21 protein-coding genes and 1 other RNA gene are annotated in these 20,948 nt (G+C 71.6%); 14 read left to right on the forward strand and 8 right to left on the reverse strand.

Going from position 1 to position 20,948, the window contains the following annotated elements; translation table 11 throughout:
* Positions 1-125 precede the first annotated feature (125 nt).
* Together APR03_RS16845 and APR03_RS16850 are read right to left on the reverse strand one after the other, a co-directional pair.
* Positions 126-992, reverse strand: a complete 867-nt coding sequence (locus APR03_RS16845; RefSeq protein ID WP_253837433.1) for a PHP domain-containing protein — start codon at positions 990-992, stop codon at positions 126-128.
* Between the two features lie 17 nt (positions 993-1,009).
* Positions 1,010-1,414, reverse strand: a complete 405-nt coding sequence (locus APR03_RS16850; RefSeq protein ID WP_253837435.1) for a pilus assembly protein CpaE — start codon at positions 1,412-1,414, stop codon at positions 1,010-1,012.
* 125 nt (positions 1,415-1,539) lie between these two features.
* Here APR03_RS16850 and APR03_RS16855 point away from each other — a divergent pair, with 125 nt between their 5' ends.
* Complete coding sequence (locus APR03_RS16855) at positions 1,540-3,030, forward strand: aldehyde dehydrogenase family protein (protein ID WP_253837437.1); 1,491 nt, start codon at positions 1,540-1,542, stop codon at positions 3,028-3,030.
* Positions 3,031-3,040: 10 nt separating this feature from the next.
* On the opposite strand, the gene APR03_RS16860 is transcribed toward APR03_RS16855, so the two are convergent.
* Positions 3,041-3,850: a helix-turn-helix transcriptional regulator gene (locus APR03_RS16860; protein WP_253837439.1), complete on the reverse strand. Its 810-nt coding sequence runs from the start codon at positions 3,848-3,850 to the stop codon at positions 3,041-3,043.
* 107 nt (positions 3,851-3,957) lie between these two features.
* On the opposite strand from APR03_RS16860, the gene APR03_RS16865 reads away from it, so the two are divergent.
* Positions 3,958-4,773, forward strand: a complete 816-nt coding sequence (locus APR03_RS16865) for an SDR family oxidoreductase (protein WP_253837441.1) — start codon at positions 3,958-3,960, stop codon at positions 4,771-4,773.
* Positions 4,774-4,828: 55 nt separating this feature from the next.
* Here the strand turns inward: APR03_RS16865 and APR03_RS16870 are convergent, their stop codons facing one another.
* Positions 4,829-5,314 carry a hypothetical protein gene (locus APR03_RS16870; protein WP_253837442.1) on the reverse strand — a complete coding sequence of 162 codons (486 nt, stop codon included), beginning with the start codon at positions 5,312-5,314 and terminating at the stop codon, positions 4,829-4,831.
* Between the two features lie 126 nt (positions 5,315-5,440).
* Between APR03_RS16870 and APR03_RS16875 the strand changes: the two genes are divergently transcribed.
* Positions 5,441-5,605: a winged helix-turn-helix transcriptional regulator gene (locus APR03_RS16875; RefSeq protein ID WP_253837443.1), complete on the forward strand. Its 165-nt coding sequence runs from the start codon at positions 5,441-5,443 to the stop codon at positions 5,603-5,605.
* On the opposite strand, the gene APR03_RS16880 is transcribed toward APR03_RS16875, so the two are convergent.
* Positions 5,602-6,507 carry an oxidoreductase gene (locus APR03_RS16880; protein ID WP_253837444.1) on the reverse strand — a complete coding sequence of 302 codons (906 nt, stop codon included), beginning with the start codon at positions 6,505-6,507 and terminating at the stop codon, positions 5,602-5,604. The two genes, APR03_RS16875 and APR03_RS16880, sit on opposite strands and share 4 nt — an antisense overlap.
* A 24-nt stretch (positions 6,508-6,531) precedes the next feature.
* Between APR03_RS16880 and APR03_RS16885 the strand changes: the two genes are divergently transcribed.
* Positions 6,532-7,416, forward strand: coding sequence for a MurR/RpiR family transcriptional regulator (locus tag APR03_RS16885; protein ID WP_253837445.1), 885 nt, complete (start codon positions 6,532-6,534; stop codon positions 7,414-7,416).
* Entirely contained in the window at positions 7,416-8,306 is an 891-nt protein-coding gene (locus APR03_RS16890) for an EamA family transporter (RefSeq protein ID WP_253837446.1), read from the forward strand. The genes APR03_RS16885 and APR03_RS16890 overlap by 1 nt, the downstream gene beginning before the upstream one ends.
* A gap of 12 nt (positions 8,307-8,318) precedes the next feature.
* On the opposite strand, the gene APR03_RS16895 is transcribed toward APR03_RS16890, so the two are convergent.
* The gene (locus tag APR03_RS16895; protein ID WP_253837447.1) at positions 8,319-8,609 is read right to left on the reverse strand and encodes a hypothetical protein; all 291 of its coding nucleotides are present in this window, start codon (positions 8,607-8,609) and stop codon (positions 8,319-8,321) included.
* 82 nt (positions 8,610-8,691) lie between these two features.
* On the opposite strand from APR03_RS16895, the gene APR03_RS16900 reads away from it, so the two are divergent.
* The 6 genes from APR03_RS16900 to APR03_RS16925 all read left to right on the forward strand — a co-directional run bounded on the left by APR03_RS16900 (position 8,692) and on the right by APR03_RS16925 (position 13,584).
* Positions 8,692-9,336, forward strand: coding sequence for a DUF6226 family protein (locus APR03_RS16900; RefSeq protein WP_253837449.1), 645 nt, complete (start codon positions 8,692-8,694; stop codon positions 9,334-9,336).
* A gap of 83 nt (positions 9,337-9,419) precedes the next feature.
* Positions 9,420-9,983, forward strand: coding sequence for a dihydrofolate reductase family protein (locus APR03_RS16905; protein ID WP_253837451.1), 564 nt, complete (start codon positions 9,420-9,422; stop codon positions 9,981-9,983).
* 142 nt (positions 9,984-10,125) lie between these two features.
* On the forward strand, positions 10,126-10,389 hold the full coding sequence (locus APR03_RS16910) for a hypothetical protein (RefSeq protein ID WP_253837453.1): 264 nt from the start codon (positions 10,126-10,128) through the stop codon (positions 10,387-10,389).
* Between the two features lie 80 nt (positions 10,390-10,469).
* Positions 10,470-11,414, forward strand: a complete 945-nt coding sequence (locus tag APR03_RS16915) for a phosphotransferase (RefSeq protein ID WP_253837455.1) — start codon at positions 10,470-10,472, stop codon at positions 11,412-11,414.
* Between the two features lie 88 nt (positions 11,415-11,502).
* On the forward strand, positions 11,503-12,441 hold the full coding sequence (locus APR03_RS16920) for a MerR family transcriptional regulator (RefSeq protein WP_253837457.1): 939 nt from the start codon (positions 11,503-11,505) through the stop codon (positions 12,439-12,441).
* A gap of 261 nt (positions 12,442-12,702) precedes the next feature.
* Positions 12,703-13,584 (forward strand): YwqG family protein, encoded by an 882-nt coding sequence (locus APR03_RS16925; RefSeq protein WP_253837459.1) that lies wholly within the window; start codon positions 12,703-12,705, stop codon positions 13,582-13,584.
* Between the two features lie 66 nt (positions 13,585-13,650).
* Here the strand turns inward: APR03_RS16925 and APR03_RS25505 are convergent, their stop codons facing one another.
* The gene (locus tag APR03_RS25505) at positions 13,651-14,595 is read right to left on the reverse strand and encodes a DUF7878 domain-containing protein (protein WP_443703136.1); all 945 of its coding nucleotides are present in this window, start codon (positions 14,593-14,595) and stop codon (positions 13,651-13,653) included.
* 798 nt (positions 14,596-15,393) lie between these two features.
* On the opposite strand from APR03_RS25505, the gene APR03_RS16930 reads away from it, so the two are divergent.
* Positions 15,394-16,626: a cytochrome P450 family protein gene (locus APR03_RS16930; RefSeq protein WP_253837460.1), complete on the forward strand. Its 1,233-nt coding sequence runs from the start codon at positions 15,394-15,396 to the stop codon at positions 16,624-16,626.
* A 594-nt stretch (positions 16,627-17,220) separates the two neighbouring features.
* Positions 17,221-19,308 (forward strand): cytochrome P450, encoded by a 2,088-nt coding sequence (locus APR03_RS25300; protein ID WP_253837461.1) that lies wholly within the window; start codon positions 17,221-17,223, stop codon positions 19,306-19,308.
* A 233-nt stretch (positions 19,309-19,541) separates the two neighbouring features.
* On the opposite strand, the gene rnpB is transcribed toward APR03_RS25300, so the two are convergent.
* Positions 19,542-19,939: RNase P RNA component class A (rnpB, locus tag APR03_RS16940), an RNA gene on the reverse strand.
* Between the two features lie 175 nt (positions 19,940-20,114).
* Between rnpB and APR03_RS16945 the strand changes: the two genes are divergently transcribed.
* Positions 20,115-20,942, forward strand: a complete 828-nt coding sequence (locus tag APR03_RS16945; protein WP_253837462.1) for a YaaA family protein — start codon at positions 20,115-20,117, stop codon at positions 20,940-20,942.
* The last annotated feature ends 6 nt before the right edge of the window (positions 20,943-20,948 follow it).

Here is a 20,948-nt window from a genome sequence, read left to right on the forward strand (position 1 = left end):
CGGTTCCGCGAGATCGGTCGTGTGCACCGAGATCGGTCGTTCGGGCGACCGATCTCGAGGCGACCGACCGAACCCACGCGCGGGCGACGGGGAAGGGACCGATCTGGCGGCGCCGGGCCTCGACCTCAGCGCACCCAGAGGTCCTGGGGTGCCCGTCCCGGGCGGAAGCCGAAGTGCTCCAGCATCGCGGCCGCCTCGGGGAAGTGCGCCGCGAGCGCACCGGGTGTGTGCGCGTCGCTGCCGATGCTGACCGTCCGGCCGCCCTCCTGCGCCCACCACTGCGGGAGCCAGGACCAGAGGCGGCGCGTGTTCATCTCCAGGGCCCGCCCACCCTCGGCGATCGACCGCAGGGCCACGCGGAACGGCTCCTCGAACCGGCGAGGGTCGAACGGTCCGTGCTCCTCGGCGGGCCAGGCGCGCACCGGGTAGTCGATGTGGGTGAACACCTCGAACGCGTCCGACCCGCGCACCATGGCCGGCACCTCGTCGAGGTAGCGCTCCAGGACGACGGCGGGGTCGTGCTCCCGGTACAGCGTCGCCGGCTCGGCGGGACCGCCGCCGAGGTCGAGGGTGTGCAGCGAGCCGAGGACGCGGTCGATCTCGTCACCGAAGAGGCCTGGGTCGAGGATCCGCGCCGTGGGCTCGGCGAGCAGGTGGGGCTGTCCGAACTCGACGCCCGTGCCGATGAACAGCCCGGGGAACTCGTGCCGCACCCGGTCGACGGCGTCGAGGTAGCCGGTCACGTCCAGCGGGTCGTGGACCACCAGGCCGGTCTCGTCGTCGACCAGGTGCCGCTGGTGCGGCATGAGGTCGTCGGCTGCGGCCCGCCACCAGCCGGGCACGTCGAGGTGCTCGGTGAAGTACAGCGCCGGCAGCCCGATCCGCACCGCGCGGGCGCACGTGGCGCGCATGCGCCCGGCGGCCTGCGAGTGCGGGCCGCCGGTGTCCCAGGACCACTCGCTGTGCACGTGGCTGTCGGCGGGCAGTGTCATAGCGGTGCGCCGCCGCCTCAGCGGCTGAGCTCCATGAGCGCGAGCAGCGCGCGGCCGTAGGCCTCGGCGGGCTCCGGGTCGCTGACGACCTGGGTCTCGCCGAGCAGGTCGACCTCGACCTCGTAGGTGTCGCCGGTGCGGCGCAGCGCCCGGAACGTGGACCGCAGCAGGGCGCGCAGCTGGTCCTCACGTGGGAGCCACAGCGCGTCCTCGATCGCCACGGAGTCCAGCGCCCACTCGGTGGTGCCGTTGAAACCGAGGATGGTTCCGGTGGGGTAGACGCGCGGCTCGATGGTCATGGTGCTGACGGTGAAGACGTCGCTCACCAGCTCGGGCGCCCGGACCTGGAACTGGTCGCCGTCGACCGGCGTCCAGACCAGGCCCGCGTCCCGGAGCCGGGCGGCGAGCTCTGTGGAGATCATCCAGCCATTGTCCGACATGACCGGCACGGCCACTCGGTGTTGCAACCGGAGAACCTATCCATTAGCGTTACGGATAGGTTCTCCGCTTGTTCGGACGGCGGAGGCCACCCGACGAAAGGACCGTCATGACCGACACCGACACCGCCGAGGCCCGCCGGCAGATCCCCGCCTTCGTGCGCGCCGACCTGCACCTCATGCACATCGACGGCAAGCGCGTCCCCGCTCTGTCCGGCGAGACGCTGCCCCACACCGACCCCGCCACCGGCGACGACCTGGCCCGCATCCCCCGCGGCGCGGCCCCCGACGTCGACGCCGCCGTGCGCGCCGCACGCCGCGCGTTCACCGACCCGGCCTGGGCCGGGCTCAGCGGGGACGCCCGGGGGCGCGTCCTGCACCAGATCGCCGACGTGATCGAGGCCCACGCGGACGAGCTCGCCGCCATCGACTCGGTCACCATGGGCGCGCCGCGCCGCCTGACCGGCGAGATGCTGGCCGAGGCGAGCGAGATCTTCCGCTACTACGCGGGCTGGCCCACGAAGCTCTTCGGCACCACGGTGCCCCTCGGCGAGGACCGCCTCGGCTACACGCGACGCGAACCGCTCGGCGTCGTCGGCATCATCTGGGGCTGGAACGGCCCCATGGGACAGCTGCCCGGCAAGCTCGCCCCCGCGCTCGCAGCGGGCAACGCCGTGGTGCTCAAGCCGGCCGAGACGGCGTCGCTGAGCACCCTGCGGCTCGCGGAGCTGCTCGCGGAGACGGACCTCCCGGCGGGCGTCGTCAACGTCGTGACCGGCCTCGGGTCGGAGGCCGGCGAGGCGCTCGTCGCCCACCCGGACGTCGCCAAGATCGCCTTCACCGGGTCGACGGCCACCGGCAAGCACGTGCAGAAGGTCGCCACCGACTCGCTCACGCGCGTCACGCTGGAGCTCGGCGGCAAGTCACCGGCGCTCGTCTTCGCCGACGCCGACCTCGCACGGGCCGCGTTCGGGGTCGCCGCCGGGTTCTGCGGCAACGCCGGCCAGGCGTGCGTCGCGACCTCCCGCGTCCTGGTCGAGGAGAGCGTGCGCGACGAGTTCGTCGCGCTGCTGACCTCCGCCATGGCCGAGGTCTTCGCACCGGGCGACCCGTTCGCGCCCGGCACGGTCGTCGGCGCTCTGTCGACCCGGGCGCAGCTCGAGCGCGTGAGCGGGTACGTCGACAGCGCCCGGGCGGAGGGCGCCCGCATCCTGACCGGCGGGGAGCGCCACGGCGACCGCGGGTACTTCTACAGCCCCACCCTGATCGACCAGGTGACCCCCGGCATGCGCGTGGTGCGCGAGGAGATCTTCGGGCCGGTCGGCGTGCTGACGACGTTCACCGACGTGGACGACGCGGTCGCGCAGGCCAACGACACCGACTACGGGCTGGCGGCGTCCGTGTGGACGTCGGACCTCGCCACGGCGCACCGCGTCTCGGCGCGGATCGAGGCGGGCACGGTCTGGGTCAACACCTGGGGCGAGATGAGCACGGGCCAGCTCCCGTTCGGCGGCTACAAGCAGTCCGGCCTCGGGCGTGAGGGCGGGCTCGAGGTGCTCGACGCCTACACCCAGTCGAAGTCGGTGCGCATCGCGCTCTGAGGACCGGCTCTCACGAGGCGGCCGGTCGCTCGGCCGGCCGTTCGGCCGGTCGCTCGGCCGGTCGCTCGTGGTAGACGAACAGGAGATAGCCCGGGACGCTCGCCACGTCGAAGGCGTGGAAGTCCGCGGTCACCAGCCCGCGGGAGTGATGGCGCAGCAGCTTGGTCTCGTGCGTCTTGGGGCGCACGTCGTGCCTGGCCCAGAGGGCCGGGAACTCCGGGCTCCCGGCACGCAGCTGGTCGAGCAGCTCCACCTGGCGGGCCGGCGTGGTCGCGAAGTCCGCGCTGGCCCGCAGGTTCGCCACGGTGGCCTCGGCGGACGCCGCCCAGTCGACGAAGAAACGCCGGCCCTCCGGGTCGAGGAACACCATCTCCAGCAGGTTGGCCGTCTCGGCGAAACCGGAGAACAGCTCCTGGGCCTTCTCGTTCATCGCGAGCACGTCGAGCACCGGGTCCAGCACCATGGCTCCCGCCTCGCGCCACGAGTCGAGCAGCGTGAGCAGCTCGCCCGGTACGGCGCTGAGAGACGCCTCGTCGTGCAGCCGCCAGGCCACTCCGGCCAGGGCGTAGAGGTGGCGCTGCTCGTGGACGTCGAGCCGGAGGGTCCGGGTCAGGGCGGCCAGCACCCGCTCGGACGGGTGGGGTTCCCGGCCCTGTTCCATACGCCGGTAGAAGTCGATGCTCAGGCCGGCGTCGGTCGCGACCTCCTCGCGGCGCAGGCCCGGCACCCGCCGGTGGTCGCCGGCCGGCAGCCCGAGGTCCTGCGGTTGCAGCCGCGCCCGGCGGGTCCGCAGGAAGTCACCCAGCTCTCGACCGTCCACACCTCGGAGTCTAGGAGCCGGCACGGCGGTGGCACGGTGGCTGTTCCGTCGAGGGGGGCCGTCCCGCGGCCTCCCTCTCCCCGCGGTCCGAGGTGAGTGTGGGAGCCATGAACACCACGCACGACACCATGCACAAGAACACCACCACCGCCCAGCTCCTCACCGGGACGCCGCTCGCCGGACGCGTCGCGGTCGTCACCGGAGCCTCCAGCGGCATCGGGGAGGCGACGGCGTTCCGGTTCGCCCAGCTCGGTGCCTCCGTCGCGCTCCTGGCCCGGCGCGGCGACCGGCTCGACGACCTGGAGGACCGCATCCGGGACATCGGCGGTACCGCACTGGCCGTCCCGACCGACGTGGCCGACCGGTCCGCCGTCCTGGCCGCCGCCGAGCGCGTCGAGCGGGAGCTGGGCCAGGTGGACCTGGTCTTCGCCAACGCGGGGGTGCAGCTCATCGCGGGGATCACCGACCTCGCCGTGGACGACTGGGACACGCAGCTGAGCACGAACGTCGGCGGCGTCATGAACACCGTGCAGGCGTTCGTCCGACCTCTCGTCGCCGCCGCGGAGGCAGGCCGTCCGGCCGACCTGGTCACCACGTCCTCGATCGCGGCCGTGCGGATCCTCGAGGGGTTCCAGGTGTACTCGGCCACCAAAGCCTACGTCGCGCAGCTGTCCAGGCTGCTGCGCACCGAGCTCGGCCGGAAGAAGGTGCGCGTCGCGACCATCGAGCCCGGCATGGTCGACACCGAGCTGCCGGACCACGTGACCGACCCCGCGGCCACCAGGCTCATGGCCGACCTGATCGCGCAGATCGACGTGCTCCGGTCGGCCGACGTCGCCGAGACGGTCGCGTTCCTCGCGGCCGTGCCCCGGCACGTCAACCTCACCGAGATCACGATCCTGCCCACCGAGCAGATCATCTGACCAGGACGACGCGACGCGGCCCCCGGGTTCTCGGACTCGGGGGCCGCGTGCCCGTTCAGCGCCGGACCCGGCGGTCCACCACCACCCAGTTGGTCTCCCACGTCGCGCCGCCGTCGGCCGAGAACGCCTGCTCGAACCGCGCCTCGTCGCGGCTGACGCGGGTGACGAGGAACCGGACCTTGATCGGCCGGTCGCCGAGCACGTCGTCGCCGTAGAACACGCCGACCCTGCGGTGGAGGCTGTCGTGGAAGCCGCCGTGGACCGACGGTGTCAGCAGCCCGTCGCGCACGTTGACGAACGTGAGGCTCCACCGGTCCGCCTGCGGTTCGTACAGCCGCAGGTTGAGCGCCTCGAGGGTGCCGGCCTCGCCGGAGACGTCGAGCTCGACGACGTTGGCCCGCCCCTCCGAGAGCGGCTTCACGGTGGTGGTGCCGCTGAACCGGAGCCACTCGTCCGGGGTGTCGGAGAGCGGGTCGGCCAGCACCCGGACGCTGGAGCGCCAGGTCCCGATCTCCCAGCTGTCTCGGGTTGGGATCGTCATAGGTCCCACTGTCGAGAGGAGCACTTCCATGGACAAGAAGGCACCTTCAGGTAACCCCTCTCGCACCAACCCGCTGCCCGGCTGCCCCATGGCCGCTGCGTTCGCGGCCATCTCGTCGAGCGGCTGGTGACCGGGCCGGTGCCCGCCCCCGTGATCTACCGCCTCACCCCGTACGGCAAGACGGTGCTGCCCGTCGTCGAGGGCGTGCGCGTGTGGGGTGAGGCCCACCTGGAGCGGACCGGTGGAGCGGTTCCGGGGTCGGCGCTGAGCTGCGGCGAGATGGTGGGTTAGCCGGGGCCGTCGCTCGTCGCGGCCAGGAGGGTGACGACCAGGTCGCTGACGGGCGTCGGGATGCCGTGCGCGCGGCCACGCCGGGAGACGACGCCGTTGCGGACGGCCCACTCCAGCGGGCGGCCCGCGTCCCGGTCGGTGAGGATGGACGTGCCCTGGTCACCGGGAGGCCGCTGGAAGAGCGCGAGGATCCGCCCGGGGACGTCGTCGTCCAGCCGCGCCCCCTCGGCGCGCGCGACGGCCAGTCCCTCCCCCAGGTACGCGAGCGCCAGGTCCGCGACGTCGGGGCGGGTGAAGACGGCCGAGCGGCGCCCGGTGAGGGCCATGAGCCCGGCGACGGCGTTCTGCAGGAGCTTGCGCCAGGCTGCGGTGACGAAGTCTGGGGACACGTCGACGTCGCACCGGGTACCGCGCAGGGCGTCGACGACCGGCCCGGCCGCCGGTACGTCGGGCAGCGTCAGGCGGACCTCGCCGGGCGCGTGCACGACGCCGTCGTCCTGGGTCCAGGCGGGGAACCAGACGACCGCGGGGACGACGGCGCCGCGCGGCACGTGCGGACCGACGGTCGCCGCCTGCTCGACGCCGTTCTGCAGCACGCAGACCACGGTGCCCGGACCGCAGAGGGCGGCCAGCCAGGGTGCGGCGTCGTCCACCTGGGTGGCCTTGACCGCGAGGAACACCAGGTCGACGACGCCCGCGACGGCGTCCGGGTCCGTCAGCACGGGGCCGGGGACCTCGACGCGCTCGTCGGCGCCCGGCGGTCCGACCCGGAGCTCCACACGCTCCCGGGGTGTGCGGCCGTAGAGGCGGGGCGTGCGGCCGGCCTCGTGCAGGGCAGCCGCGACGGTGGTGCCGATGGCGCCGGGGCCGACGACCGCGACGTCTGGCTTCTCGGATGTCACCGCTGTGACGTTACGCTGTTACACATGGGTTCTTCAACAGGTAATGCCGTTCCGGAGGGCGACGACCCGCTGCGGCGCTGGCTCGGCACGGTCCAGGCGCGCACCGCCGGCCTGGCGGCGAGCGAGGCCAAGGTGGTGGCGCTGCTGCTGTCGGACCCGCTGTTCGTCGGCACGAGCACGACAGCGCAGGTCGCGGCCCGGGCCGGGGTCTCCGCGCCGAGCGTGGTGCGCGCCGCGCGGGCCGTCGGGTTCGCGGGGTTCGCGGAGCTCAAGCTGGAGATCGCCCGCGCCCGCGGCACGGCGGAGTTCTTCGCCCCGCCGCCGACCCTCAGCGGCGGCGACCCGGCGGCCGCCGTCGTGGAGACCTCGATCCGCACGGGTACGGAGTCGCTCACGGCGCTCGGCGGCGCCCTCGACCCGGCAGCCGCCGAGGAAGCCGTGGCGGTGCTGCGGTCGGCGGGGCAGGTGATCGCGTTCGGCGCCGGGCAGTCGGGCACGGTGGCCGCCGACGCGGTGTTCCGGCTGCGCGCGCTGGGGGTGCCGGCCGTGGGCATCCCCGACCACGAGTCGGTCATGATCGCCACCCGCCTCCTCCGGGACGGCGACGCCGTGCTGGTGGTCAGCTCCACGGGCCGGACGACGACCTCCCTCGCCGTGGCCGACGCCGCCTCGACCGCCGGCGCGACGGTCGTCGCGATCACCAACCAGCACGACACCCCGCTGGCCCGGCTCGCCGACGTCGCGCTCGTCGTCGGCGGCGCTCCCCTGACCACGCAGATGGCGGCCGCGGGCAGCCGCCTGGCCCACCTCGTCGTCGTCGACGTCCTGGCCGCGACGCTCGCGCTGCGCGACCCCGACCGCGTGCGCCGAGCCGAGCGCGCGGGCATCGACCTGCCCGACATCACCTGATGCCGCTCGGCACCGTCGCGATCGTGCTCGTCGCCGCGATCGCCCACGCCGCCTGGAACCTGGCCTCGACGTACAAGCGCGGCAGCACGCTCCTGTTCGTCGGCGCCTACACCAGCGTGTCGGCGCTGCTCTGCCTCCCGCTCGCCGTCGTCGCCACCGCCACCGGCGCCCAACCGCTCACCGGACAGCTCGCAGGGGCGTCGGTCGTCTCGGCCGTGCTGCACGCCGCGTACTCGCTCACCCTCCAGACCGGCTACGACCGCGCGGAGCTCGGCGTGGTCTACCCCGTCGCGCGCGGCACCGGCCCCCTGCTGACGATGGTCGTGGCGGTGCTGGTGCTCGCCGAGCGCCCCTCGTGGCTCGCGCTCGCGGGGGCGCTCGCCGTCGTCGCCGGCATCGTCGTCGTCACCGGGAACCCCACCCGGAACCGCGGCCCGCACCCGCTGCGCGGCGTGCTCTGGGGCGCGGCGACCGGGGCGACGATCGCCGCCTACACGCTCTGGGACGCCTACGCGATCGGGCGCCTCGGTCTGGCGCCGATCAGCTACTACACGGGCACGCTGCTGGCGCAGAGCCTGATCCTGGCGCCGGGTCTGGTGCGGGCGCTGCCGCGAGGACGGGGGCTGTCGCGAGCGCGGGGCGAGCTGGTCGCGGCGGTCCGGCTGGACCGGGTACCGATCCTCGTCGTCGCAGTGCTGTCGCCACTGGCGTACGTGCTCGTGCTCACCGCACTGCAGACTGCGCCGGTGGCCCTCGTCGCGCCACTGCGGGAGGCGTCGATCGTGATCGGCTCGCTGCTGGCGTGGCGGTTCTTGGGCGAGGGGGATCTCGCGCGGCGGGTCGTCGGGGCGGTGGTGGTGCTGGTGGGGATCGTGGCGATCGGGGTGTGAGGTGCTCGCCGGTCAGTCACGCCGTGCGTCGATCAGCGCCCGTGCCACGCGGTCGACGTTGTCCGCGAACCGGTGGACGCCGACGACGAGCTGGACCGCACCGATGACCATCATCACGATCCCGACGAACGCGAGCGCGAAGAACACCGCGAACCCGGCGTGGGGCACCAGCACGGAGCCGAGCACCAAGGCGGCCGCACCGCCGAGGAGCAGGCCCAGCCCGAGTGCCAGGGGGTTCGCCGAGGAACGTGCCTCGCGCTGTGCGACTGTGGTGTGTGCGGCGGTGCTCGACTCGTTGGTCATGGGTGAAGGGTGCCATCTCGCAGCCCCGAGAGGCCCAGGAAAAGCCGGCGTGCCCGCGAGAACGTGCTCCTATCATCTCGAGATGGACCTCTCGACCCTGGCCGCGCGCGTCGATGCCGTGTACGCGCGGTCCGACCCGGCCTCATGGCCGGATCCGCATGCGGACCGGGAGCCGTCCGAGGAGGAGTACTCGCGGATGACGCACCCGGAGAGATACGCCATGGTTGCTCTCCGTGCGCAGGCCTGGGTGGAGGTGCTCGGGTCGCTGCCCGGGATCAACGCGGAGCCTGCTGTGGGCGCGTCGCTCGGCACCGGGTTCAGCGGCGGGACCCGCCTGACATCGCGGACGCCCGGGACGCTTCCGCTCCTCGTCCTGGAGCGCGCGGTGCAGGACTTCGACGACGTCCCGGCCGTCCACGTCAGCGTGGACCGGCCCGAGGTAGAGATCGAGCGGGTCCCCGACTGCGGCTGCGACGCGTGCGACTACGGTTCGGCGAACCTGGTCGAGGCGTTCGACGACACCGTCGCCGACGTACTGAACGGGCTCGTCGTGCTGCAGGGTGACGGCTGGCGGGGCACCTGGACGCCGGACGGCGGCGGCGTCTCGGGCGCACCGGGGCTGCCCGAGCTGGACCAGGTGCTGGACTGGGGCGGCCGACTGTTCGCGGGCGAGTCCGTGGCGCTGCCCGAGGGCGTCAACGCGCTGGTGAACGCGCGGTGGCTGTGACCGATGAATTCGCTCCCCCGCACCGGTCGGTGCGCCAGACGGCCTGACTTTTCCGGGGCCTGATCGAAGGAGGTGCGGAGCCCATGCGCACGCTGGTCTACGGCATGAATCTTTCCCGGGACGGCTACGTCGCCGCCCCGGGTGGCGACCTCGGCTGGAGCACGCCGAGCGACGAGCTGTTCGAGTGGTGGCTCCACGAAGAGCAGACGATCGACCTGCTGCTGTACGGGCGTCGGTTGTGGGAGACCATGAGCTCCCACTGGCCGACCGGCGACCAGCAGCCGGACGCCACCCCGGCGCAGGTCGCCTTCGCGCGGAACTGGCGGGACACACCGAAGGTCGTCTTCTCGTCGACCCTCGACACGGTCGACTGGAACGCGCGCCTGTTCACCGGCGACGCCATCGAGGAGATCGCCCGGCTCAAGGCCGAGGACGGCGGCCCCATGCGGGTCGGTGGCGCGACTCTCGCCGCTGCGGCGATGCGCGCCGGTCTGGTCGACGAGTACGAGATCGTCACCCACCCGGTGCTGCTGGGTGGCGGTGCGCCGTTCTTCGCAGGACTCGACGGCTGGGTGAACCTGGACCTCGTAGAGACGCGGACGTTTCCCGCCGGGGTGGTGCTGAACAGGTACGCGACGCGGCGGTGAGGGCCCGGCACCTCGGGCTCGAGGCATGCGGGAGCTCGCGATGCGGTAAGTAGTGCCATGACACCACTGAAGACCTCGCTCCAGCTTGACGCGACCGCCCCAGAGGGTGGGACTGGCGCGCGCAAGAAGGGGTGAGGTCACCGTGACCGATGAAGGCTTCGCCGTCGTGACGACGGTTGCACAGTTCTGGCCCGTCGCCGCGATCGGCGCGGTCGTCGTCGCCATCCTCCGGTGCGTCACGTACGTCGTCCGGAAGCACGTCGACCACAAGCACAACCTGCAGACGCTCGACCGTCTCGCCGCGTTGCCGCCGGCTGTGCGTCGCGACTACATCGCCCTAGAGCGAACTCGTCTGACCGCGACCCGCCCGAGGGCGGAGCGCGGGGTCGATGCGCGCGACACGTAAGACCGTCGGTCGCGAGCGCCCGTAAGGTGTCGAGCATGTGCCCTGCTCCCGCCGTCGCTGCCGCGTGCCGATGAGTGCCGATGAACCAGGGCACCCATCCCGATGAACCGCCGGCCAACGTCCTGGACGACGTGGCCAGGACGGTCGGGGCAGAGGCCACCCTCCTCGGTCGCCTCCCCGGAGGCATCAACGGGGGTGCCGTCCGCGTCCAGCTGGCCGGCCGGGCGGACGCAGTGCTCAAGGTGGCGCCTCGGGCGCACCCTCGCCACCTGGACGAGACGCTGCGCGCTCGGAGAGTGGTCGAGCACATGCGGGGGCGCGGCTATCCCACCCCGGTGTGGTTGGGGGTGGGGGCTACTGCCACCCATGTCTGGCAGGTGATGGACTTCGTCGACGCGGCTCCGGCGTCGGAGCTGACGCCGTCCCTCGTCGGGCAGCTGATGGAGATCGTCGAGCTCCAGGCCGGCCAGGCCTCCGAGCCGTACGACCACTGGTCGTACGCCTGGCGGGTCGCCACCGGTCAGGAACCGGGTGCCGCCGGACAGGACCCGAACGAGACGCCGGAGCAGTCGCGGCTGCGGCGATCCATCGCTGGACTCTCGGAGTACTCACCCGAGGTGTCGGTCCTGGTCGAGCGCCTGCGGCTCGCGTGCGCCGACGTCCCCGCACCACCAGCAGCGCCCGACATGGTCCATGCCGACCTCGCGACTCCCGGCAACGTCCTGGTCCGCGACGGAGTGGTGGTGGCGGTCGTGGACATCGGGAACGCGGGCAGCGGCACGCGAGCGATCGATCTCACGGCGCTCGTCTGGTACTCGTTCCGGGACCCGCTCCTGGACGGCGTCCGAAGGGAGTTGTGGGCGAAGATCATCGATCTCGTCGGGCGACAGAAGGCGACGGTGCTCGCCGCGTCCCACATTCTGCACATGCTCGAGATACCGGTCCGCGACGGGCGGCTCGACGCGGTCCGAGAGGTGGTCGAACGTGGCCACCGTGCTCTCGACGAGCTGAACGCGCATCGCTAGTCGTGGGGCGATGTCTGGACTTGCATCTTCCGTAACGGCATGTGGTCCCGTGGACTCATCACCCACCCCGCTGAGGAAGGCTCCGCACATGTACTCGTCCTTCATCCCGCCCCGCCAGGTCAAGATCGGCGACGCGGCGGCCTTCGTCGGCACCACCCCGCGGGCGATCCGGCACTACCACGAGATCGGCCTCCTGCCCGAGCCCGAGCGGGGAAGCGACGACCGGCGCCGCTACGGCTACGGCGACATGATCCGGCTCCTGTGGATCCGCAAGATGGCCGACGCCGGGATCGCCCTGGACGACATCCGCGACGCCTTCGCCGACACGGCCTCCGGTGACGGCGGCGGTGACATCGCGGGGATCCTGGAGCAGGTGGAGGACACTCTCGCCGCCCAGGAAGCGGAGCTGCGGCGGCAGCGGACCGCCGTGCAGCGCATGCGCACCGAGGGCAGCCGGATGGGCCTGCTCTCCGACTTCGTCACCAGCCGCCTCAAGAGGCTGCCCGACGGTTCCCTGCGCCAGGCGGACCTGGACAACCTGCTGGTGATCGAGCGGATCTTCGGTCCGCTCGGTGCGGCCGTCAACGCCACCCGTTACATCGCCCTGGCCACCCACCCGGATCTCCGGGAGGAGTCCGACCGGGTCGATGCCGCCGAGGAGTCGCTCGATGACACGGTCGCTGTCGATGACCCCCGCGTGGCCCAGGTGGCTGCCCGACGGCACGCCTTCGAGAAGGCGCTCGACGCCGTCATCGAGGAATCTGGTCTGGCTCAGGAGGACGAGGCCCTCTTCGACTCCTGGGACGCCTTGCACCCCGTGACCGCTGATGAGGGTGCCGACGAGGCCGGCCGAAGCTCCGACGGGGAACACAAGGCGATGAGCGCGTTCGAGGCCACCGGAAAGATGCCCTACGACTACTCGCCGGCCCGCCTGCGGTGCATCGAGCTCGCTGCAGAGCTCGCACAGGCCGACTGGGAGGCCGAACAGACTGGCGCTGTGCCTGGCGATCGTCCGTCGAGCGAGTGAGGAGCGGACGAGCCGTTCTGTACGCCGGGTTCTCCCGGAGGGCGTGCCGGTACGTCTCGCGGTGTCCGACGGGTTGGTGGGGCACCGCGAGAACGTTGGTGACTCCGGTGCCCGACGGGCTCAGACGGTGCTCGTGTGTACGGAATGTATACGGGCTGCTCTCTCTGGCACGGCGCCGATGCGAGTACCCACGGGATCGTCAGCAAGTCGTCACACCGTAGGGCCGCGGCAACGTCAGAGAGTCCCGTTACGTTGTACAACATGTCCGAACTTCTGGCCCAAGCTGCCACCATCGCGAACGAGCACCTCGATCCGCGGTCCGCAGCGGCGTGGCTCGACCTGGTTCGCCCGGCCGTCGCGCTGGGCGAGGCTGATCCTGGTGAAGTCGTGGTCGCCCGCCTGGGTGGGCAACCGCGACTGCCGGCTGGGACGCCCTGGCCGGTGTGGGACGGTGTCGGACCGCTGTCGTTCGTCGGTGAGGTTGATCTTGCGGCACTCTCGGCCACAGGCCATGACCCTGGTGTCGCGCTACCGGCGGCGGGTCGGCTGGCGTTCTTCGTCCTGGACGATCCAGGCGTCTACGGCTTCGCCGACGCCGCCCACCTGGACAGCTACCGCGTCCTGTACCTATCCGCCGATGGGCTTCCCGTCGCCGCACCTGCGGGCACCCAGACCTATGCAGAGCGGGAACTGGCCGGGCGGGCCACGCTTACCGCGCCGGACTCCTTCCATCCCATCCTGCCAGGCACTTTCGGCGTGGACGCCCACGCGGACTACCTGGCGTGGCTCGACCATCCCGTCAACAGCGCAGATTTCATCGACGCCATGGGGCGGCTGCGTGGAGACTCGCCTCGCCACCAGGTCGGCGGATGGGCCATCGCAGTCCAAGGACCCGTCGAACTCGAAGCCGCTCACGACGAGGTTCGACGCCGACGCTCGGCGGACAACGGCCTGACCGGCCCACACCGCCCCGATCAGCACACGATCGCCGCAGAGACCGACCAATGGGTGCTGGTGTTCCAGGTCGACTCGGACAACGACATCATGTGGGGCGACGCCGGAACCCTGTACTGGCTCGCCCGTCCCGAAGACCTTGCCCGCGGCGATCTCACCAACATCCGCTTCGTCATGCAGTGCTGCTGAGACGCTTCTCCCCTGCTCGGTAAGAACACCTGTGTTCTCGCTCGTCATCGGTACCAGAGCCACGGATCACGCCACCAGGACGTGCCCCGATGGGCATCGCCGACGATCCGGCTGTCCCAGCCGTGCACTAGCCTGCGCAGGTCGGCAGCGGTGGTGCGCGGTCTCGAAGCAGTTTGCAGGGCCTCCACCATGGCGGGCGCCGACGTCATCCCGCCGGCCCATTCCGGCGATTCCCGGATGCAGTAGTTCGTGGATCGCAGTTCGGACATCTGGCACGGTGTGGTGGGAGCAGCAACGGCCGTGTTGGGGTCCGACGGGCTCGTGCGGACTTCTTGCGGACTGTCCGCGGACTGGCACGGGCCTGCGATCTGCGCGGGAGCAGGCAAGCCGTCGTGGCAACAAGGCGTCCTGCGCTGCAGGTGGGAGCAGGTGGGAGAAGGAATGGCGCTGTCTGGCAGTCGGGGCTTGTTCGCGAAACTCCAGTGCGTCATCGTCCGCCGCGAGGGCCTTCAAGGCGGACCGGGACTCGTCCTGGAAGGCGTAAACCTCGGGCGCGCGGCCACTCACCCGAACAACCAGGGGTTTGGCTTCTCGCAGTGGCGCGCCGAGCCCGCGGCGCAGGGCAGCCGTCGTCTCGATGATCGACCACCCGGCTTCGAGCAGGGATCTAGCCGCGAGTTCGTGTGCGTCCGCGACGAAGGTGTCGATCGACTCCCGGACAGCCGGCCACGGTTGCGGCGCGGTGGTCCCCGTGATGAAGCACGAGCCGGCCGCCCAGCCGTCGTCGGTCCGGAGGATACGGACGACGCCCGTCTCCTCGTATGACGACGGATCGTGCACGAAGTCGTGATCCGGCTCGGTGCCGTCGCCCGCCCACTGAGTCAGGGCAACAGCTAGCTCGGCGACCTCGAAGCGCTGTTCCTCGAACAGGATCGTGCCGCCCCTCGCGCAACTGGAGGCCGGCCTCGACGTAGAGCAGGAGTTCTGCCCAGATGAACGGAAGATCCTCATGCACCTTGGCCTCGACGGCGGTCAAGGCATAGGCGATGTCGCCGTCGTGGGGAAACACCGCTGCGTGGATGGAGGTTCGGCGCACCCGTGCGGAACCACCGGTCGGAGGACCAGGCGTCCGGAAGGATCGGCCACCTCCACCGCGTCGTCGAACTCGACGCCACCCTGATCAAGGTACTGAACCTCGAGCCCGGCGAGCACGCCACCCGCACACACATAGGCGGCGCATGGACCCGGTTCGACGCGAACGGGCGACGACGAAGGCGTGGCCGGTTCGGACGACGCTGACAAGCGGCCAGGGCGCCCTCTTCTTGGTCCATCACGAACAGTTGCGCAGCGTTCGGCTCGCGCCACGGCATCTCGAAGAAGCGCTGCCCGAGAGCACCGAGATCAGCATGGTTCAGGGCACCCGCCCACACCTCGCACTCGGGAGCCTTCCACCCTCCCCATTGGCTGTCCTCCGCACTGGTGAGCAACCTCAGGTACCCCGCTCCGCCACGCTCAGGACTCGATCCGGCGGGGGCGTCTGTCCGTCGCCACTCGCTCAGCGCCTCCGCGTTCTCGTTGTCGTCCACGCCGACCGAGATCATCACGTTCGCCAACCAGCTCATAGCGATCGTTCTACCGGAGCGGACAGCAGGTCACCACAGAGTGAGACCAGACCTGGCCGCCGCGGGGAAGAACGCCGCGTGTTTCGTGTTCTCTGCTGCCCGTGATAGAAACGCCTGATCGGGCGTCTACGCAGGTCGCCCCAGATTTCGATGGATTATCTAGATGGATGTCGACGGGTGGAGGGGCATGCCTGACCTGGAACCGCAGCGGAGCGGGGGCAGGGTCGCGCTGGTGGACCTGACCGGTGCGGAGGACATGACTGCGGCACTGCGCAAGCTGCAGGACCAGTGGGGGCCGGTGGCCCCCGTGGACCTGGAGCCAGGCGTACCGGGCTGGCTCGTGCTGGGGCACGCCGAGGTCATGGAGGTGATGCGCACGGAGAGCGTCTTCGCCCGGAACCCACGGCACTGGAGAGAGCAGCTACCACCGCAGTCGACCCTGCACGCCATCCTGTCTCCGACCGGACGGCGGAACCTGTACTTCGCGGACGGCGCGGAGCACCGGCGGCTGCGGCTCCCGGTGGACGAGGCGTTCGCCAACATGGACGAGGTCCGGACGGCAGCGCTCGTGCGCGTCGTCTGCGCCCGGCTCATCGACTCGTTCGCCGCCAGGGGCAGTGCGGACCTGATGGGCGAGTATGCGGCGGCGGTGTCGTTCCTGGCGGTGTCGGGCATGTTCGGCTTCGACGAGCGGCAGGGCGTCGACCTGTTGCGCTGCGCGAGCGAGATCTTCGGGCACGGCGGCGATCCCGTGTCAGCCCTGGTCCGGATGGACCAGATCGTGATGGACCACGTCATCGCAACCCGGGCGGAGCCAGGCCCGAACCTGACCAGCAGCTTCATCAAGCACCCGAGCTTCGAGGACGACACCGAGATCGTGCACTCGATGGTGGTGGCGATCTGCGCCGCGAACGAGATGCTCGTGACCTGGATCGCCGCGACGCTGCGCCGCATGCTCACCGACCCCCGGTACACCGGCCGCGTCACCGGCGTGCGCCGCGGTCTGGACGACGCGCTCGACGAGACCCTGTGGAACGAGCCGCCCGTGGCGAACCTGCCCGCCCGGTACGCCGTGACCGACTGCACTCTCGGCACCGCCCGGATCCGCGCCGGTGACGCGATAGTGATGGGCGTGGCCGCCGCGAACAACGACCCGCGGGTACGCACCAGCGACGACCTCTTCGAGGCGGGCAACCGGTCGCACCTGTCCTTCGGCGTCGGGCCGCACGCGTGCCCCGCCAAGCGCCCCGGGCGGCTCGTGGTCAAGATCGCGGTGGAGAGCCTCATGGAGCGGCTCGACCTGAGGCTCACCGACCCGGTGGTGAAGTGGGCGCCGTCGCCGTGGTCGCGCTACCCGTCCACGCTGCCGGTGACGTTCACTCCCGAGCGCCAGACCGCCCGCACACCTGCCCGCGTCTGACCTGCCCCTGGAGCGTCGGACGGCATCGAGCGGCCGACGGCATCGACGTGCGCCGTGCCGTTCACGCAGGTCTTCGTGCGCCGTGCCCGTGCGGCGTTCGCCGCCGGGACCTGCATCGTGCCGCATGACCTCGAGGTTCCAGCGTGCCTCGTCGAGGACGGTAGCGACTCGATCTAGCGGTGCTCGGGGCGAGCACCAGCGGCTGGGGACTCAGGCCGTGATGGCGAGGGTCTCCGGGGGCACCGGCGTACGGAACGTCCCGGTGCGCACCCAGGGCTCGACCTCGTCCACCGCGGCCTCCCGAGGCGTCGCACCTCTTCGCCGACCGAGCCGGCAATGACGGTGTCGTTCGTGACGAACCGACAGGGGTCCTCGACACCGGGGTCGGCCTGGAAGGCGGTTGCCGAGGCTGCCAGGACGCGCCAACGACGCATAAGACTACCTACATAGTCACATGCCTGCCTCATGGTCACTTGTTTACGTAATGGTCACACGGGGACCCGCAAGAGCCGCCCGTCCTGCCCGGTATGCGCGTTATGTTTAACGTTGTCCATCGGCAGACGAGATGGTGTCTTGGCTGAAGAAGGAGCCCCAGTGCCTGACCACACCGGTAGATCCCGGAAGACGACAGACGCCGCCGCGGCCAGTTCGGACCGCGAGTTCCGCCGCCGCGTCACCACGCTGATCCGGCACCTGAGCACGCCCGAAGGGCGCGCCGACCCCCACGCCGTCTACGACGAGCTGCGGGCCATGGGCCCGGCGGTACGCATGCCGTGGGGAGCCTGGATGGTCACCTCGCACGACGCGAACCACGAGGTGCTCAGCGGATCCGGCTGGCGCACCGTGGACGCCGCCTGGCGCACCGCGCGCCAGCCGACGTGGGTGCGGCACCCGGGCCTGAAGTTCCTGCACGACTCCGCGCTCGGCACCAACCCGCCCGGGCACGCCGGGCTGCGCCGCAGCCTTGGCTCGTTCGTCTCGCCGCGGTCGGTCGCTGACCTCACACCGCAGATCGTCCAGACCGTCCACGAGTACCTCGACCGGTTCGATGCGGTGCTGCGCGCCGACGGCGAGGCGGACTTCGGGGCCCTGGTCGGCGACCGGCTGCCCATGGCGGTGCTCTGCATCGTTCTCGGGCTGCCGCGCGAGGACATCCCGCTGCTGTGCGAGATGAGCCGCATGCTCTCGAACGTGCACGACCTCGCGCCGAGCAAGGCGCGGATGGCGCAGGCCGACCGCGCGGGCAAGCTGTGGAACGCGTACTGGGAACAGCTCGTGGCCCAGCCCAGGCCCCGGCTCCCGGAGGACTCCCCGCTGGGAGAGTGGCTCGACACGGAGACCGACCCCGCGGTGCGCGCGGTGGCCGGCTCGCAGCTCAACGTCATGATCGAGGCGGGCCTCGAGACGACGACGTCCCTGCTGTCCGACGGCGTGGTGCAGCTCCTGCGCCGGCCCGAGCAGGCCACGTGGATGCTCGAGCACCCGGAAGCCGTGCACGGCGCCGTCGAGGAGCTGGTCCGCTTCGTGTCGCCCGTACAGCTCATGACCCGGTACGCAGCGCAGGACACGGAGCTGCCGGGCGGCATCCCGGTGGCAGCCGGGCAGATCGTGCACGCCGTGGTCGCCGCGGCCAACCACGACCCCGACGCCTACGACTCGCCGCACGACCTAAACCTCTCGCGCCCGCCTCGCCGCAACCTCGCCTTCGGTGTGGGCATGCACTACTGCCTGGGTGCACCGCTGGCCCGTCTGGAAGCGACGACGCTGTTCCCCGAGGTGCTGCAGCGGTTCGATCTCGAGCTCGCCGGGCCAGTGGGCTACGACGAGACCCTCGCCTTCCGCGGAACACGTTCGGTGCCGGTACGGCGGCGACCCCGTCCAGCCGCGACCGCGGGTGCTGGTGCGGCGGTGGCCGCTGGTGAGAGCGCGTCCGCCGCCGGACCCGTCGTGGTCAACCGCGAGGACGCCGTGCTGGTGGTGACCCTCACGCGGCCGGACGGCCACAACCGGCTCGACCGAGCGACGCTGACCGCCCTGGGCGACGTGCTCACGACGCTGCCCGACGACATCGCCGCCATCGTGCTACGCGCCGAAGGGCACCACTTCTGCATAGGTGGCGACCTGGACGAGCTCGCCCAGCTCGCCACCAACGACCCCGACGGCTACCGGAAGCTCGTCGAGCTCAGCGACGAGGTGCTGCGCGCCTGGCGCACCTGCCCGGCGGTGACGGTCGCGGCGCTGCACGGCAACGTCGCCGGAACAGGGCTCGGGCTGGCGGTCGCGAGCGACCTGCGCGTGGCCGCCGAGGACGCACGGTTCCGCGCGCCCGAGACGGTCGTCAGCATCCCGGTGGGTCCGAGCGAGGTGCTGGACCGCCTGGTCGCCGAGATCGGTTCCGGCTGGACCCGCGCGATGCTGCTGCTCGGCGATGCCATCAACGCCCAGGAGGCGCTGGAGGGCGGGCTCGTGCAATCCGTCGTCCCGACCGAGAACGTGTGGGCCGAGGCTAAGCGCCTGGCCCGGCGGATCGCCCGGCGCGACCGGGAGGCCATCCGCGTCACCAAGCAGACGATGGCCCGGCTTCCGCACGACGGCCCCGATCCGACGGAGGGCACCGACGTGTGGGAAGCACCGCTGGCCCAGGCCCTGCGGCGCCGGATCACCCTTGGCAACGCGAGGTAGCGACTCCTCGTCGACGAAAGGCGGCGGGGCCAGCGCCAGTGCTGGCCCCGCAAAGCGCGCCCGAGACGATCGTCAGCACTCCTGTCGGCCCGAGCGAGGTGCGGAGTGAGACCGTGGACACCTACTGGTATGACCATGGCCTTCAGGCCAGGCGACCATGGCGCACATGCGAACGTGATCTCGCGCCTGGAAGCCTCCGGCTGATGCTCCGATGCAGGTCAGGGCCTTAAGAGCGGACGAGCCGGTCTGTACGCCGGGTTCTGTTCCCGCGCGCGGTTGCCCCCGCGCGGGCGACGGTCATCCATCTAGGCCCTGCGTTGCCGCAGGGCTCGAGCGGTCTACCCGGCTGTGCTTCTCGCGAGGAGAATCGGGCGGGCAGCCCTCAAGCACAGCCTGTCTGACCTTGCTCCAGGTGGGGTTTACCGAGCCGCTGCCGTCACCGGCAGCGCTGGTGGTCTCTTACACCACCGTTTCACCCTTACCCCCGGCCGGGGCCGAGGGCGGTCTGTTCTCTGTGGCACTGTCCCGCGGGTCACCCCGGGTGGCTGTTGGCCACCACCTTGCCCTGTGGAGCCCGGACGTTCCTCGGCAGACACCCGAAGGCGCCTGACGCGACCGTCCGACCGACTCGTCCGCAGACGGAAGCGTACCCGAGCCGACGCCCGCCGCACGCCCGCGCCGAACGTAGGAACAGTCGGCTCATGCACCCTCAGACACCGACGACTCCTACGTTCGACGGCCGTGCCGCCGGCGGCGGCGGGGCGGCGCGGCGCGGCGCACCCTGGCGGGCCGCCTAGGCTTGTCGGGTGCTCCTGCTCCTTCCGCCCTCCGAGGGCAAGACGCCCGCGCCCGACGGCGCCGCCCCGCTCGACCTGGCCGCCCTCGCCCACCCGGAGCTCTACGCGCGGCGCGAGGAGATGCTGGCCCACCTGGCGCGGGTCAGCGAGCGGCCGGACGCGCCGTCGGTGCTCGGCGTCGGCGCCGGCCTGGCCGACGAGGTCGCACGGAACACGGCCCTGCTCGAGGCGCCCGCGGCGCCCGCCGCCGAGGTCTACACGGGCGTCCTGTACGCGGCCGCCGGTCTGGCCGGCCTACCCGACGACGCCGCCCGGCGCGCCCATGCGAGCGTCCTCACCTTCTCCGGGCTGTGGGGTGTCGTCGCCCCGGGCGACCGCATCCCCGCCTACCGGCTCGGCATGGGCGTGAGCCTGCCCGACGTCGGCCGGCTCGCCTCGTTCTGGAAGCCCGCCCTCGGCGAGGTGCTCGACGCGCGGGCCGCGGGCGACGTCGTCGTGGACTGCCGGTCCGCCACCTATGTGGCGGCCTGGAAGCCCCGGACCACGGGTGACGGCGCCGCGGAGTGGGTCGAGGTGCGCGTGCTGCGCGAGACGGACGGCAAGCGGACGGTGGTGTCGCACAACGCGAAGCACACGCGCGGCGTGCTGGCCGGGCACCTGCTGCGCCGTCAGGACGAGGCCCGCACCAGCGAGGACGTGCTCAAGGCGGCACAGGAGCTGGTGGGGTCGGTGATGCTCACCGAGATCGGCTCGGGCAAGGACCAGACCCTGATCGAGGCCAACCTGCTGGACGGCAGGCCGCGCGGCCCGCGCACGCTGGAGCTCGTGCTGGCCTGAGGTCGG

It is taken from the genome of Promicromonospora thailandica, from assembly GCF_024171955.1.
GTDB classification, from domain to species: domain Bacteria; phylum Actinomycetota; class Actinomycetes; order Actinomycetales; family Cellulomonadaceae; genus Promicromonospora; species Promicromonospora thailandica.

What these genes read in the sequence shown, in the direction of transcription:
- APR03_RS16845 (WP_253837433.1), bottom strand. Translation starts at nt 992, where the DNA reads ATGACACTGCCCGCCGACAGCCACGTGCACAGCGAGTGGTCCTGGGAC.
- APR03_RS16850 (WP_253837435.1), bottom strand. Translation starts at nt 1,414, where the DNA reads ATGATCTCCACAGAGCTCGCCGCCCGGCTCCGGGACGCGGGCCTGGTC.
- APR03_RS16855 (WP_253837437.1), top strand. Translation starts at nt 1,540, where the DNA reads ATGACCGACACCGACACCGCCGAGGCCCGCCGGCAGATCCCCGCCTTC.
- APR03_RS16865 (WP_253837441.1), top strand. Translation starts at nt 3,958, where the DNA reads ATGAACACCACGCACGACACCATGCACAAGAACACCACCACCGCCCAG.
- APR03_RS16870 (WP_253837442.1), bottom strand. Translation starts at nt 5,314, where the DNA reads ATGACGATCCCAACCCGAGACAGCTGGGAGATCGGGACCTGGCGCTCC.
- APR03_RS16885 (WP_253837445.1), top strand. Translation starts at nt 6,532, where the DNA reads ATGGGTTCTTCAACAGGTAATGCCGTTCCGGAGGGCGACGACCCGCTG.
- APR03_RS16890 (WP_253837446.1), top strand. Translation starts at nt 7,416, where the DNA reads ATGCCGCTCGGCACCGTCGCGATCGTGCTCGTCGCCGCGATCGCCCAC.
- APR03_RS16895 (WP_253837447.1), bottom strand. Translation starts at nt 8,609, where the DNA reads ATGACCAACGAGTCGAGCACCGCCGCACACACCACAGTCGCACAGCGC.
- APR03_RS16900 (WP_253837449.1), top strand. Translation starts at nt 8,692, where the DNA reads ATGGACCTCTCGACCCTGGCCGCGCGCGTCGATGCCGTGTACGCGCGG.
- APR03_RS16905 (WP_253837451.1), top strand. Translation starts at nt 9,420, where the DNA reads ATGCGCACGCTGGTCTACGGCATGAATCTTTCCCGGGACGGCTACGTC.
- APR03_RS16915 (WP_253837455.1), top strand. Translation starts at nt 10,470, where the DNA reads ATGAACCAGGGCACCCATCCCGATGAACCGCCGGCCAACGTCCTGGAC.
- APR03_RS16920 (WP_253837457.1), top strand. Translation starts at nt 11,503, where the DNA reads ATGTACTCGTCCTTCATCCCGCCCCGCCAGGTCAAGATCGGCGACGCG.
- APR03_RS16925 (WP_253837459.1), top strand. Translation starts at nt 12,703, where the DNA reads ATGTCCGAACTTCTGGCCCAAGCTGCCACCATCGCGAACGAGCACCTC.
- APR03_RS25505 (WP_443703136.1), bottom strand. Translation starts at nt 14,595, where the DNA reads ATGAGGATCTTCCGTTCATCTGGGCAGAACTCCTGCTCTACGTCGAGG.
- APR03_RS16930 (WP_253837460.1), top strand. Translation starts at nt 15,394, where the DNA reads ATGCCTGACCTGGAACCGCAGCGGAGCGGGGGCAGGGTCGCGCTGGTG.